Origin of the sequence: Flavobacterium sp. 140616W15, assembly GCF_003668995.1 — a bacterium.
Lineage (GTDB): Bacteria > Bacteroidota > Bacteroidia > Flavobacteriales > Flavobacteriaceae > Flavobacterium.
In genome coordinates this window covers 4,339,212-4,354,188 of record NZ_CP033068.1, presented here as the reverse complement: position 1 = coordinate 4,354,188, position 14,977 = coordinate 4,339,212, and the positions used below count along the sequence as shown (strand labels likewise).

Here is a 14,977-nt window from a genome sequence, read left to right as displayed (position 1 = left end):
TCTTAACACCTGACTAATTTTTTCACAAATTTACTACATCGATATCGGTTCCTATATACACCAATGCCTTTTTTAACACTTTAAACCCCATATTTTCAATAGCAAACTGATATTCTTCTACTTGTTGTTTATATTTTGGGTTAGCCGAACCTGTTTTATAATCTAAGAGATAAGCTTCTCCTTTAGGAGTAATAACAACTCTATCAGGCTTTAATATCTTTCCTTCTTTTTGAATAATAGTTTCTTCATTTAAAACTCTATTACCCCTTTCAAAACAAACACTGATTTCTGAATGATTTACAATTTCTTGAATCGTTTTCGAAACAATATCTTTTTGTTCAAAAGTGATTAATCCATCTTCTAATGCTTTTACAATTGCTAAATCTATATCTGACTGATATTTTACAAAAGCTAATATCTCATGAATTATATTCCCATATGATATAGCTTCTTGCTGATGTGTTCCCCACATTAATGCTTCGCGTTGGGCAATTTTAATACTCTTAGGATTTAAAACTTCAGAAACTAATGGAATTGTTTTGGCAGACGAAGAGTGTTTCTCTCCTGAAGACAATTTAGCCGAATTACCAAACTCATATTCCAATTTATTTTCATCATAAACTCCTAAATCAATTAAATATTTTATAAAAAAAGATGCCATATTACCAGGAAAATCACCATCTTTTCTAGGTTTTATTTCCTGAGAAATCACATACAACTGCTCTTCTGCCCGAGTCAATGCAACATACAAAACATTTACGTTATCAAGCAATTCTTCTTGCTTCTTTAAATTAAAAACAACAGCAGCATCTTCTCCAAATCCTGCCACAGCACTACTATTATCTATTAACACCTTTGGCAATCCAAAATCTTCTTCCTCTGCATTCAACCACAGCTTATCTTTTGGTTTCCGACTATAATCTTCTTCAGCAAAAGGCATAATAACAACCGGAAACTCTAATCCTTTCGATTTATGAATAGTCATGATACGAACCGCATTATTCCCTTCTGGAGAAGGAATACTGAATTTCTCTGCATTCTTATCCCAAAAACTTAAAAAATCTGAAATACCTGCTTGATTCCGAATATCGCGCTCCAAAACTATATCAAGAAAATATTGTACATAAGCATTATTATACTCTGGGCGTACAAATTTTGAAACAATAGTCTCAACTGCCTCATAAAGTGATTTCTTTCGAATACTTTCAAATGAAAGTGAAACGTCAAATTTTTCTAACCATTTTTCAAAAGCAATTTCATTTCTTTCTGCCATTCCTTCTGCTATAAAATCATGGATCGGCATTTTAACATCTGTATTCTTAGCCAAAAAGTGCAAAAAATTAGCTTTTGCTTCTAAATCAGCATTATTATTCAAGTATTTCAACAAATGAATTACCAATCGAACTTCTGTTGCATTCTGAATCATCAATGTCTCCGAAGACAATAAAGGAATTTTTTGCTCCGTTAAATAATTCGCAACGTCAATACCCTGACTTCTTTTTCGAGTCAGAATAACAATATCTTTATATTCAAACCCTTCACGCAATACTTTTTGAATTGTATTTAAAGTCGCCAAAACATATAAATCGGTCTTCTCCAATACTGCATCATCCTCAATTTGATCACTTTTATCTACAATTGGGAGAAACGAAATATTTACATATCCCCCTTTCTTAGCATTAGTTTTTTGATGACTATGATTTTCATACAGATCTTTATAATCGGTATTTTCAAACTCCGAAGAGATTAATTTAAAAAAGCCATTATTAAATTCGATAACCTCACTATAGCTACGATAATTGGTATCTAAATGTGTTATTTTTTTATCCGGATTATTAAATGGGTTTAAATCCTTACTCAGCTCAATAAACTGCTCCGCTTTCCCACCCCTCCAACGATAAATTGATTGTTTTGGATCTCCAACAATCATTAGAGTACCTTTTACTCCAAAATCATCCTGACCAGAAAGCGCATTATCGATTAGCGGAATTAAATTCTGCCATTGCATTTCGGATGTATCCTGAAATTCATCAATAAAAAAATGACGGTACCTTTCTCCCAAACGTTCATAAATAAAAGGCGCTGGCTGATTCTGAATTTCGCGATGAATAATTGCATTAAACTCAGAAATAGACAAAACATTTTGTTCTTTTTGAATCTTCTCCAACTCGTTACTCACCGTATTCAACAATGAAAGTGGCGTGATATTTTTAAGAAATGCTTTGTAAAAATCTCTTTTCTCAAAGTTCTTATAAGTCTTATCCAGAATCTGAAGTAATTCGGGAATGATATTCTCTATTAAAGCTCTGTCTTTGGCCGTTTTATTTATTGCGATATCATCAAACTCATGAAATGTTTTATTCTTGGGATTAAATTTACCATCTCGAATACTTTCTAGATGATTTGGGAATGTTCCTCTCGAAAAAGATTTTAAATCAATTCCATTTTTTTCAATTAACAAAAGTGCATTTCTAGCAAAAGCAACATTCTCCTCTTCTAGGTCTTTGCATAAAACCGTTAGTTTCTTTTTTATTTCAACAAACTCCCCAATTGATTTATCATGAAAATGTGTAATTTCATTTCGATTATTCTCATTTAAGATTAACCTTCCTGTTTCAAGAATTTCACGAGACACATCCCAACTTTTATCATCATCGGTTTTTTCCATCGTAAAATCGATCAATAACTTGGTCAACGTTTCATCCTGACCTGCTTGAGCGATAATGGCATCAACTGCCTCTATAAGTAAATTTTCGGTATCCAGAGTTACCTCAAAAGTCATCGGTAAATTTAAATCATGCGCAAAAGCACGGATAACCTTATGTGTAAATTTATCGATTGTAGAAATATCAAAAGCTGCATAATTATGAATAATATGCTTAATGATATTTTGTGATTTAGTTTTTAATTCAATAATCGAAAGCCCTGTTTCTCGAGCTAAATCCTGCATCAAATCAGTCGCTTTTCCAGATGGTTCGTCTTTCGCAAATTCCGACAAACTGCCCACAATACGGCTTTTCATTTCATGCACCGCCTTATTAGTAAATGTAATCGCTAGAATATTACGATATGCATCATTTTTGGGAGCTGAAAGAATAATTTTAAGATATTCCTTAACTAAAGTATATGTTTTACCAGAGCCCGCAGATGCGTCATATATAGAAAAAGAGGGTCTTTGCATTTTTTTAGTTTTTCCGTACTGTAAAAATAAAACATCCCGAGAACTATTCGGTTGTAAAAAACTAAAATTCTATAAAGTAAAATTAGTTAGTGCTTGTTAAATGCTTTTTTATTAAAGACAATTAAAATCCCAACTCCTGTAGAAATCGCCATATCGGCAAAATTAAAAATTGCATTAAAAAATTTAAATGGTTCTCCACCCCATATTGGCAACCAAGTTGGTAAATTCCCTTCCCAAATAGGAAAATATAACATATCAACCACTTTACCATGAAACAATGTTCCGTAATGTTCTGGAGCAAACAATGTAGCTAAGTTATTATAACTATCATCGAAAATCACTCCATAAAAAACTGAATCTATAATATTCCCTGCTGCTCCAGCCATAATCAAAGAAATAGCAACAATTAAATACGTTGAACTTTGTTTTTTTATAGAATCGTACAGCCAATACGCTATACCGAAAACTGCAAAAATCCTAAACACAGTCAAAATCAATTTTCCGTATTCACCTGGAATTTTTGTTCCCCAAGCCATTCCTTCATTTTCAATAAAAAGAATCTTAAACCATTTAAAGACTTCTACCTCTTCACTCAAAACAAAGTTTGTTTTAATGTAAATTTTAGAAACCTGATCAATAAGTAAAATAATGAAAATAAGTAAATACGCTTTTCGTAGTGACATTTTATAATTTTTTATTGGCGCAAAAGTAACAATTAAATCAAAAAAAACGCTCCCTAGGGAGCGTTAATTATTTCGTAACAAAATGTTCTTTATTTCCTTCCGTTATATCTAACTGGTTTTGACCCTTCATAAAAAAAGCTAGAGATTGAATCGAACAATCCTTTGGTTTCCTTTTTAACCTCACCGGATTTAACACTTTCACTCTGAGTACTTTTTGCACGAGCCACATTTAACTTAATCCTAATCTTTTCAAAATCCTTCATTCTATTATCAACATCGGACTTCACATCTCTAAATTTCAATACTTTAGCCATAACGTTTCATATTAAATTAAAAATTACTTGATTTTCACATTTACTTACAATAATACGCAAAAAAAATTATTTATTGAATAAATTAACGAGATAATACATGAAAAAGTTATATTTTTTTAATTAAATTAGCTTAATCAATTATTTTTTAACAACTCCCCAAACATCCTCACTATGAATGAAATCACAATTATCCTAAATGAGTTTTTAATTCAGACGAAATCATCATCAGCCCTAATATCAGGTGCAAAAGGGAAATTAATAACCTCCCTGCACTTAGATTATAGTGATAGCGTTGCTGCAATGAGCGATGCTATCTTATCTATGAGCGACAAATTCCTAACCGACTTAGCCAAGGGAGCTTTAAAACAATTATACCTTAAAACTACCGATGGTGGTGTCGTAGTAATGAATAAAATAAACAATTCTCACAGTGTTATTGTTTTCTCTAATGACGGAAGCAACCTTGGATTGTTTTTACGAAATATTGATGAATTGGCTACTAAACTTAGCAGCATCAGCCTTTTAAAATAATTAATAACCAATAAACCCCAAAAATTATGAGCAATGACTTCTTAAATGTGTTTTTAAATGAAATGAAAACCAACGTAAACGGATTTATAGCTGTAGCTGTAACTGAAATTGAATCAGGATTAAGTTTTGGAAACTTAACAATTGACCCAGGTTTTGACCCTGAATTGGCTGCTGCTTATAATCTCGAAGTTGTAAAAGCAAAATTGAGTGCCGTAAAAGCTTTAAATCTAAACCAGGACATTGAAGATATTTTGATTACACTTTCTAATCAGATTCACATTATCGATATTTCTCCAAACAAAAAATTCATGATCTACCTTGCTGCAGATTCTACCAAAGCAAATTTAGGAATGACAAGAGCTGTTTTAAGAAAACACAAATTAGAGCTAGAGAAAAATCTCGCATAGCCCATTAATATTTAAATTAAGCTATTTACGGATAAGCCAAAATTAACTTTCAAGTCTTAACTTCTCCCTATTATTACAAAAACAAAAACGCTCCTTAAAGTAGGAGCGTTTTTAATTATATTTAAAAAATTATCGTTGCAAATTTTTAGCTTCAATACTCATAGTAGCATGAGGAACAATTTTTAATCTTTCTTTACCGATTAATTTTCCTGTTACTTTACACACACCGTATGTTTTATTCTCTACACGGAATAACGCATTCTTTAAATCTCGAATAAACTTTTCTTGTCTGATAGCTAACTGTGAGTTTGCTTCTTTGGACATCGTTTCGCTTCCTTCTTCGAATGCTTTAAATGTTGGAGACGTATCATCTGTACCATTATTTAAATCATTCATATAAGCACTTTTAATCAAGTCTAAATCAGCTTGCGCTTTTTGTATTTTACCCAAAATGATCTCTTTAAATTCCGCTAGATCAGCGTCAGAGTATCTTGTAATTTCATCTACCATCTTATATTTATTTTGAAATTAATATCATTGTTTTAATATCATCAAACTCAATTTCTATACCGCTTTCTAATTCGTCTAAGAAAATCAAGCTATCAGTTAATGTCTCAGACTTAATATAGCCTTCATTTTTAAGAATAGCATTTTCTAATATACCACTTCTTTTTATTTGTACCTTTATTTTATCAGTTACTTCAAATCCAGAATCTTTACGAATATTTTGAATTCTATTAACCAATTCCCTTGCGATACCCTCATTTTTCAATTCTTCCGTGATTGTAATATCAAGCGCAACTGTTATTCCGTTTGAATTTGCAACCAACCACCCTTCGATATCTTGCGACGTTATTTCGACATCTTCTAATGATAAAGTTACACTTTTTCCTGCAATAACAATATCCAATGAACCCTCCTTGTCTAACTGACTGATTTGTTGCGCAGTAAAAGATTGTATCTCTTTGGAAATCAACCCCATATCCTTTCCGAAACGTGGCCCCAATGCCTTAAAATTAGGCTTAATTTGTTTTACCAAAACCCCTGAAGCATCATCTAAAAGAACGATTTCTTTCACGTTAACCTCAGCCTTCACAAGCTCAGAAACTGCCTCAATTTCACTACGTTGATTATCGTCAAGTACTGGTATCATTACCTTTTGCAATGGTTGACGTACCTTAATCATCTCTTTCTTACGAAGCGACAATACAAGTGATGAGATCGTTTGTGCTTTCTGCATTTTGCTCTCTAACGTTTTATTAACAAAGTTTTCAACGTATTTTGGAAACTCTGCCAAATGTACACTGTCATAATTTTCTGACTGTGCCGAAGTTGTTAAGTCTCTGTAAAGCTTATCCATAAAGAACGGAGCTATTGGAGCACTTAATTTACTTATGGTCAACAAACAAGTATAAAGTGTTTGATATGCCGCTATTTTATCATGCGCATACTCCCCTTTCCAGAAACGACGGCGACACAAACGAACATACCAGTTACTTAAATTCTCCTGTACAAAGTCTGATATTGCACGAGCTGCTTTTGTTGGCTCATAATCGGCATAAAAAGTATCAACTTCTTTGATAAGCGAATTCAACTCAGAAATAATCCATTGATCAATTTCTGGTCTTTCGTTTAACGGGATTTCTGCCTCAGCATATTTAAACCCATCAATGTTTGCATACAACGAAAAGAATGAATAGGTATTGTATAATGTTCCGAAGAATTTACGACGAACCTCAGCAATTCCCTCAAGATCAAATTTCAAGTTATCCCAAGGATTTGCATTCATAATCATATACCATCGTGTGGCATCTGGACCGTATTCTGCAATGGTTTTAAACGGGTCAATAGTATTTCCTTTACTCTTAGACATTTTTATTCCATTTTTGTCTAAAACCAAACCATTTGAAACCACATTTTTATAAGCTACTTTATCAAAAACCAAAGTTCCGATTGCATGAAGCGTATAAAACCATCCACGAGTCTGATCGACACCTTCTGCAATAAAATCAGCAGGAAAATCTTTATTCTCGTCAATTTTATCTTTATTCTCAAAAGGATAATGCCATTGTGCATAAGGCATTGCTCCAGAATCAAACCAAACATCTATTAAATCGCTTTCACGTTTCATTGGCTGGCCTGAAGCCGAAACTAAAGTTATTTGATCGACTACATTTTTATGCAAATCGATTAAATCATAATTAGATTCAGACATATTACCGATTTCAAAATCTTTAAAAGGATTTTCTGTTTGAAAACCTGCTTCGATAGATTTCTCGATCGCATTATACAATTCTTCGACAGAACCAATAAGAATTTCTTCTTTTTTATCTTCTGTTCTCCAAATCGGCAACGGAATACCCCAATATCTAGAACGAGATAAATTCCAGTCGTTAGCATTTTTAAGCCAATTTCCAAAACGTCCTTCACCAGTAGACTTAGGCTTCCAATTGATAGTTTCATTCAGGTCGAACATTCTATCTTTTACATCGGTTACTTTAATGAACCAAGAGTCTAGTGGATAATATAATAACGGCTCATCAGTTCTCCAACTGTGTGGATAACTGTGTACATATTTTTCTACCTTAAAGGCTTTATTCTCTTCTTTTAATCGAATAGCGATCTCAACATCTACAGAACGCTCTGGCGCCTGACCCGCATCATAATATTCGTTTTTCACATATTTACCGGCAAGTTCTCCTAAATGCGAAGTAAACTTTCCTTGTAAATCTACCAAAGGAACTGCAGTTCCAGTTTCGTCAAGAACCAACATTGGCGGTACTTCAGGTTTAGCTTCTTTTGCTACCTTAGCATCATCAGCACCAAAAGTTGGAGCGGTATGTACAATTCCTGTTCCGTCTTCGGTAGTTACAAAATCCCCTGAAATTACTCTAAATGCATTTTCAGCATTTTGATATGGCAATACGTAAGGTAATAATTGTTCGTAACGGATTTCAACTAAATCAATTCCTTTCGCTTCCGCTAAAATTTTATATGGAAGTTTTTTGTCACCTTCTTTTACATTGTCAAAATCTGCATCCTTTTCACTAACAAAAAATCCTTTTCCAAATTGTTTTCCAACCAAGTTCTTAGCCAAAACAACATTGATTGGCTCAAAAGTATATTGATTGAAAGTTTTTACTAAAACATAATCGATTTTTGGCCCAACTGTTAAAGCTGTATTTGATGGTAATGTCCAAGGTGTTGTCGTCCATGCTAAGATGTGGATATCTCCAAAACCTTGTAAAAACGAAGGCAACGTTTCTGGCAATGTCTTAAACTGTGCTACAATTGTAGTATCTGTAACATCTCTATAAGCTCCTGGCTGATTTACTTCGTGAGAAGACAATCCTGTTCCTGCTTTTGGAGAATAAGGCTGAATTGTGTATCCTTTGTATAACAATCCTTTATCGTAGATTTGTTTCAAAAGCCACCAAACAGACTCCATATATTTTGGTTTATAAGTTACATATGGATCTTCCATATCTACCCAATATCCCATTTTTTCGGTCAAGTCATTCCATACATCTGTATAACGCATTACGGTTTTTTTACACGCCTCGTTATATTCTTCAATAGAAATTGTTTTCCCAATATCTTCTTTAGTAATACCTAATTCTTTCTCAGTACCTAATTCTACAGGTAATCCATGAGTATCCCATCCAGCCTTACGTTTTACCTGAAATCCTTTTTGAGTTTTATATCTGCAAAAAATATCTTTAATAGCACGTGCCATTACGTGGTGAATTCCTGGCAATCCGTTTGCCGAAGGCGGGCCTTCGAAAAATACGAAAGGCACAGCACCTTCGCGAGTTGTTACACTCTTTTCAAATATATTTTCTTTCTTCCAAAAATCAAGTACTTCAGACGCTACAGTTGGTAAGTCAAGTCCTTTGTATTCAGTAAATTTTGTGCTCATTTTGTCCTTTTCTTAAATCGAAGTGCGAAAGTAAGGAATTTTGATTTTTTTAGCCATCAATTCACTAATTAAATTTGTTAATACATTTATAATTCCGCTTTTATCAAAAATAATTATTGATTTAAACTAAAATATTTTTCCGAAAATTAAAAATCACAAGACTTCAATCTTCAGAAAAATTTTTATCAATATAGAAGATTAAAAACCTCAATATTTTATAAAAATTACAGCGCAATATATAAAAATAGAAATGGGTTTTTAAGAGAATATTTCTTTCAAAACTTCTAGTGATTTAGGCCTCTTAAAACCATCTAAATGAAAACTATAATAATCTATCAAAATCTTTAAAAGCAATTGTCTTTCAATGACATGAAATACTTTTTGATCGTTATCAAACTTTAGCTCTATAAGCTTCTTAAACAGTGTTGTTTCATGGTTTGTCAACGCACCCAGCCCATGAAAAAGAGTAAACACACCTTCATTCATTTCAAAAAACGGCAAATCAACATCCGAAACATCGGGATAAAAGCCTAAATATTTAGTAGTTTCCAACATCAGAATCAAATGAAAATTGGTTATTTCATCATGCTGATCAAGCCAAAACAATGCTGTTTCTAAAAAAATAAAAAGGGATTCATTTTTTTCCTCTTCTTGAATAGAATAGTGTAAAATCTCCGACACAAACATTACGATCGTACTTTTGACAATATCAGTATGTATGGTTTGAAAAGGTGTTCCTATTTTTATTTCTTTAAAATTTTCTAATGTGCCTTTATTTTTATGTACAGCCTCAATCTCAAGAATTGTTAGTGGCTGAAAATAGGCGATTTTTTGGCTAGATTTTCGAGTAGAAAAAGCATCTCTAACAAAATAAGTTTTCAATCCATGAGAAAGCGTAAAACACTTAGCAATCAAGCTTTTTTCCTGAAATTTTATTGCCGAGATAACAATTGCTTTAGTTTTTACTTGCAAAATTTGATAATTAGATTTTTAGAGTTGTTCAGAGTTTTTAAATTTCTGAGAGTGAATACTCGCGCTGAATGCTAATGATTATCTTATAATCATTATTTTTTTTACTTTAGTTTCACCACCATCTTCTGCCGAAACAATAATTATATATACTCCAGAAGCTACTTTGTATTTTCCAAAAGCAGTTGTATCCCACTCGATTGTTCCCCCTTCGGAGGTTGTTTCATATACTAAATTACCTTCGATATCAGTAATTTTAATATTGGCTTTATCGAGTAATCCAGCAATTTTTACTGTTCCAAAAAACTCTGGACGTACAGGATTTGGATATACATACACATTATTCAAATTTTCATTGGCTTGGGTTGCAATTCCTTTATAAGAAATCATTCCTTTATTTGTTGCAATATACACCTCTCCTGTAGTACTATTTATCCCAATGTCATTAATTTGATTGCTTGGCAAAGGCGAATTATTTATAGTAAAATGATACTTTGTCTCTTGTCCATTTGGCGAAACTAAAAATACTCCAGAATCAGCGGTGCCTATCCATTTATTATTAGCCCCATCAACAACAATTGCAGTAATAAATTGCTCATAAAGTAATTCCTGAGCCAAACCATCATCCATAATAATTATCGGATTGGCTTTTAATTGATTTTCTGTACGAAAGTTATTTACATTACTCAAAACACGAAGCCCCCTTGTTGTACCGATCCAAAGCTGATCTTTAGCATCTACTGCAACTACTCTTGCATCTGGGGTTGGCAAATTACCTGTATCTAAACCTTGTGTAATTTTCTTAACTGTATTTGTACTTTCGTTAAAACCAATTACACCATCTTTATTTGTTCCAATCCATTTTGTACTGTTTTTATCAATAGCCATACTCCCAAAGCTTGTATCTTCTGCTTTAATAAGTGCAGTACTGATAGGAAAAGTTTGCCATTGTCCATTGGTTCTTAAAACCTTCAATCCGTTTCTAATCAAACTATTGGTTACCCATAAATTCCCTAATTTATCAAACGCAGTTCCATTTATTCTAACATCTATATAACCAGGTCCAAGAAATGTAAGGGTCTCCAATCCACTATTCGATTGATTGTATAAAACTGAGGGGATATCATTTTCTATTTTCAATAATCCTGAAAAAAACGAACTTGCATATACTTGATTCTCATTATTAGGATTAACAATAACTCTTGTCATTGATTTAGCCTGAAGCACTTTTTCGTATGGAATATTCAGCCATCCAGTAGTATTGAATTTACTAATTCCATAACTATCTAAAGGATATGGATTATAAGACGAATTATAATTTCCATAAACTGCCCAAAGAACAGTTGGCGTAACATTAATAGCAAAGATATCATTTCGTGATGGCCCCATTGGCATGGTGTTTTCAAAAAACGATGCTCCAGAAAGTGCAGAAACAAAAAGTCCATTTTCATCTGTACCAATGTATATATCATCTCCTACAGCAGTTGCACAAGTAAAACTTAACTTTGTTTTTGCAACATCGCTATTATTTATTTGACGCAATAAAACCATTTGATTATTGTATACGTAAACTGTATTTGCAGTGGTTATAAACAAGTTATGATTTCTAACTCTCATATCTTTCACTGGTAATGGAAGCGATATAAAACCAATAAAAGTACCCGAAACTGAATCATAACTATTAACTCGTCCCAAAGTATTAATTGCAATAAGTTTTGTATCGTTTGCTTCAATACTTGACCAATTACCTCCTGTAACAACAGCCCATTGGCTGTAATCAACTAAATTAGCATTTGTAACACTGCCTTTCCTAATACCACTATTAGTAGCAGCGTAAATAAATCCATTATAGATTGTAGCTTGTCTCACATTAATCTGCACTCCATTATCTCCAATAAAATAAGTGTCTCCAAATTGCAATGTTTTTAAATTAAACTGAACAATTCCAAAATCACACGAAACATAAACCATCCCATCATGTTCAACAAAATGATTGATTTTTTTAAGATTAGCAGGAAGTTGTTTATTAATGATATCAACCACTTTTAAGATACTCCCATCAGCTTCATTGACAACTGTCATCAATCCATTTTCATATCCAATAAGTGTTTTACGAAATAACTCACTATGATATAAAGATGAAATTGTTTGTCCCGAAAGACCATCTACAGTATTTATAGTCTTAATAATATTTGTCGCAGTATTTTTAGAGAACAATGCGTTATCTGTAGCTGCATAAATTGCTACAGGTGAATCTGAGATATCTTTAATATGATTATAAGAAAAATACCCTTGCCATAAGAGTTTATTTTGTGCAAAACCTGATTGCATTAGCAACAAAACCAAAACGTAAAGAAACTTTTTTTCCATTATTTACACCTATAGTTGGTATCACAAATATAACACAAACGATAGTATTTGGATTTCAATATGGTATAAATAAAAAATGCCTCCTATTCGAAACTCGAATGGAGGCATTTTTATTTATTTAAAAAACTACACTACTCCTTGAGCAAGCATAGCGTCTGCTACTTTTACAAATCCAGCGATATTAGCACCTTTTACATAATTTACGTAACCATCTTCACCAACACCGTATTTCTTACATTGGTTATGAATTCCTACCATTATATCTTTTAGTCTAAGATCTACTTCTTCACTAGTCCAGTTCAAACGAATTGAGTTTTGCGTCATCTCTAATCCAGATGCAGCAACTCCACCAGCATTAGCTGCTTTTCCAGGTGCAAAAAGAACTTTCTTACTTACAAATTGTTTTATTGCTTCAAGTGTGCATGGCATATTCGCGGCTTCTGTAACACATAAAACTCCATTTGCAATTAAATTCTTAGCATCTTCTTCGTTTAATTCATTTTGAGTAGCACAAGGAATAGCAATATCAACTTTTACTTCCCAAGGGCTTTTTCCTTTATGGAATTGAGCATTTGGATATTTCTTAACATACATTTCTGCTCTGTTATTTCCACTAGCTCTCATTTCAACCATATGTTCGATTTTCTCTCCAGAAATTCCTTCTTCATCATAAATGTATCCATCAGGTCCAGAAATTGTAACCAACTTTCCTCCTAATTCATTTATTTTCAAAGCCACACCCCAAGCAACGTTTCCGAAACCTGAAATTGCAACTCTTTTTCCTTTAATCTCATGTCCAATAGTACGCAACATTTGATCTGTAAAATATACAACTCCGTATCCAGTAGCCTCTGGTCTAATTAATGAACCACCGTAAGCAATTCCTTTACCAGTTAAAACTCCTGTAAACTCATTTTTGATTCTTTTGTATTGACCAAATAAGTATCCAATTTCTCTAGCTCCTACACCAATATCTCCTGCAGGAACGTCTAGATCTGGTCCGATATGACGACATAATTCAGTCATAAAAGATTGACAAAAACGCATAATCTCACCGTCAGATTTTCCTTCAGGATCAAAATCAGCACCACCTTTTCCACCTCCCATAGGAAGTGTTGTCAAACTGTTTTTGAAAACTTGTTCAAAAGCCAAAAACTTTAAAACTGATAAATTTACTGTATGGTGAAATCTAATTCCACCTTTATATGGTCCGATTGCTGAATTCATCTGAATTCTAAATCCTCTATTAACTATAATTTCTCCTTTATCGTCAACCCATGGCACTCTAAAAATAATAGAACGTTCTGGCTCTGCAATTCTAAGAAGTAAATTCTTCCCATCGTATTTTTTTTGTTCAGCAATGAATGGAATTACTGTCTCAGCAAATTCTCTAACTGCTTGAATGAATTCAGGTTCGTTTGGATTTTTTGACTCTACAAGAGCCATAAATTCATTTATTTTTTGTTTCATTTTATAAAAAATTATCAAATAAATTAATCTTAATTATTTACTCAACCAAACAACAAAAAATTCACATAAAAGTTCTCTTTTGTTATTTTCCACAAATATACATCTAATAAAGAAATTGGGCTTAAAATTTCACAAATTATAAGTAGAATTGTATTATTAATACCAATTTTTTAAAATACATCTTTTTAACGCAATGACTTACACGAAAACGTTATAGTATTAAAGCAAAAAAGACACACTCCTTACTAATTATATTTTTTCAAAATTTCATAATTTCATAGAGATATTTATATCTTTGTTAGTATAAGAAAATTAAACCAGATGTTAAGAAACACAATAATATCATCATTAATTTTGTTTATTTTCTCTTACAACTCAATTGCACAATCTAGATTAGCACATGAAATCGGTATTATTGCTGGCCCTATTTCATTTAAATCAGATTATGGACAAAGAGATGACTACTCAACTAATGTTGGGAACACTGGTTTCGGTATTGGTCTTGTTCATTTTCTAAACTTTTCATACAACTCTAGGCGTGAAAATTATTTCAATGAACACTTTAAAGTTCGTTCTGAAATTTCATTCAACAAAACTGGTTTAGAACATTTTGGAATAACCGTAGATGGTAACTCTAACGACATAGGCGTTATACAACTTAAAGCTATGCGTGGAAGATCAACTTTGGCTAATTTGGGTTTTCAATTAGAATACTCTCCATTCATGAAAATACATGATTTTAAAAATACCCTTGGAGGATTTAGTCCCTACATAAGTGCAGGTGCTCAATTTAGTTATTACAACTCAAAAGTAAGTTCAACATTAGGCCCTTTAGGGAATACTTCAACTACTTTTTACAAATACCTTACTCCTTCTGATGGACATCAATACGGATTTTCTAGTCAAAGTGGCACTGTTCTGTCTGTTACTTATGGAGCTGGAGTACACTATAAATTAGCTCCTTTACATGATTTATTATTCGAGGCAAGATTCCAATATTTCAACTCCGATTGGATTGACGGATTAAATCCTAACAAGAATATTTACAAAGAAAACAAATCCAACGACAATCAGATTTGGTTTAATTTTGGATATGTATATTATCTGGATTTTTAAACTCGCTATATAAAACA

Annotated in this window: 11 protein-coding genes; 3 read left to right on the top strand and 8 right to left on the bottom strand. The window is 32.5% G+C overall.

Annotation, left to right across the window (positions count from 1 at the left end):
- Positions 1–22: 22 nt before the first annotated feature.
- The 3 genes from EAG11_RS19030 to EAG11_RS19020 form a co-directional block, all read right to left on the bottom strand.
- Positions 23–3,181 (bottom strand): exodeoxyribonuclease V subunit beta, encoded by a 3,159-nt coding sequence (locus EAG11_RS19030; protein ID WP_129540565.1) that lies wholly within the window; start codon positions 3,179–3,181, stop codon positions 23–25.
- 86 nt (positions 3,182–3,267) lie between these two features.
- Positions 3,268–3,864 carry a lipoprotein signal peptidase gene (locus EAG11_RS19025; RefSeq protein ID WP_129540564.1) on the bottom strand — a complete coding sequence of 199 codons (597 nt, stop codon included), beginning with the start codon at positions 3,862–3,864 and terminating at the stop codon, positions 3,268–3,270.
- Positions 3,865–3,953: 89 nt separating this feature from the next.
- The gene (locus EAG11_RS19020) at positions 3,954–4,178 is read right to left on the bottom strand and encodes a hypothetical protein (protein ID WP_129540563.1); all 225 of its coding nucleotides are present in this window, start codon (positions 4,176–4,178) and stop codon (positions 3,954–3,956) included.
- A gap of 171 nt (positions 4,179–4,349) precedes the next feature.
- Here EAG11_RS19020 and EAG11_RS19015 point away from each other — a divergent pair, with 171 nt between their 5' ends.
- Both EAG11_RS19015 and EAG11_RS19010 read left to right on the top strand, forming a co-directional pair.
- Positions 4,350–4,709 carry a roadblock/LC7 domain-containing protein gene (locus tag EAG11_RS19015; RefSeq protein WP_129540562.1) on the top strand — a complete coding sequence of 120 codons (360 nt, stop codon included), beginning with the start codon at positions 4,350–4,352 and terminating at the stop codon, positions 4,707–4,709.
- A gap of 26 nt (positions 4,710–4,735) precedes the next feature.
- A complete protein-coding gene (locus EAG11_RS19010) occupies positions 4,736–5,116 on the top strand; it encodes a hypothetical protein (RefSeq protein WP_129540561.1) in 381 nt (126 codons plus the stop codon).
- A gap of 129 nt (positions 5,117–5,245) precedes the next feature.
- On the opposite strand, the gene EAG11_RS19005 is transcribed toward EAG11_RS19010, so the two are convergent.
- The 5 genes from EAG11_RS19005 to gdhA form a co-directional block, all read right to left on the bottom strand.
- A complete protein-coding gene (locus tag EAG11_RS19005; protein ID WP_082001802.1) occupies positions 5,246–5,626 on the bottom strand; it encodes a TraR/DksA C4-type zinc finger protein in 381 nt (126 codons plus the stop codon).
- Positions 5,627–5,633: 7 nt separating this feature from the next.
- Entirely contained in the window at positions 5,634–9,035 is a 3,402-nt protein-coding gene (gene ileS, locus EAG11_RS19000; RefSeq protein ID WP_129540560.1) for an isoleucine--tRNA ligase, read from the bottom strand.
- Positions 9,036–9,293: 258 nt separating this feature from the next.
- Positions 9,294–10,007 (bottom strand): DNA repair protein RecO, encoded by a 714-nt coding sequence (recO, locus tag EAG11_RS18995; RefSeq protein ID WP_129540559.1) that lies wholly within the window; start codon positions 10,005–10,007, stop codon positions 9,294–9,296.
- A gap of 78 nt (positions 10,008–10,085) precedes the next feature.
- The gene (locus EAG11_RS18990; RefSeq protein WP_129540558.1) at positions 10,086–12,374 is read right to left on the bottom strand and encodes a T9SS type A sorting domain-containing protein; all 2,289 of its coding nucleotides are present in this window, start codon (positions 12,372–12,374) and stop codon (positions 10,086–10,088) included.
- A gap of 126 nt (positions 12,375–12,500) precedes the next feature.
- Positions 12,501–13,844 (bottom strand): NADP-specific glutamate dehydrogenase, encoded by a 1,344-nt coding sequence (gene gdhA / locus EAG11_RS18985; protein WP_129540557.1) that lies wholly within the window; start codon positions 13,842–13,844, stop codon positions 12,501–12,503.
- 321 nt (positions 13,845–14,165) lie between these two features.
- Here gdhA and EAG11_RS18980 point away from each other — a divergent pair, with 321 nt between their 5' ends.
- On the top strand, positions 14,166–14,960 hold the full coding sequence (locus EAG11_RS18980) for a glutamate dehydrogenase (RefSeq protein WP_129540556.1): 795 nt from the start codon (positions 14,166–14,168) through the stop codon (positions 14,958–14,960).
- The last annotated feature ends 17 nt before the right edge of the window (positions 14,961–14,977 follow it).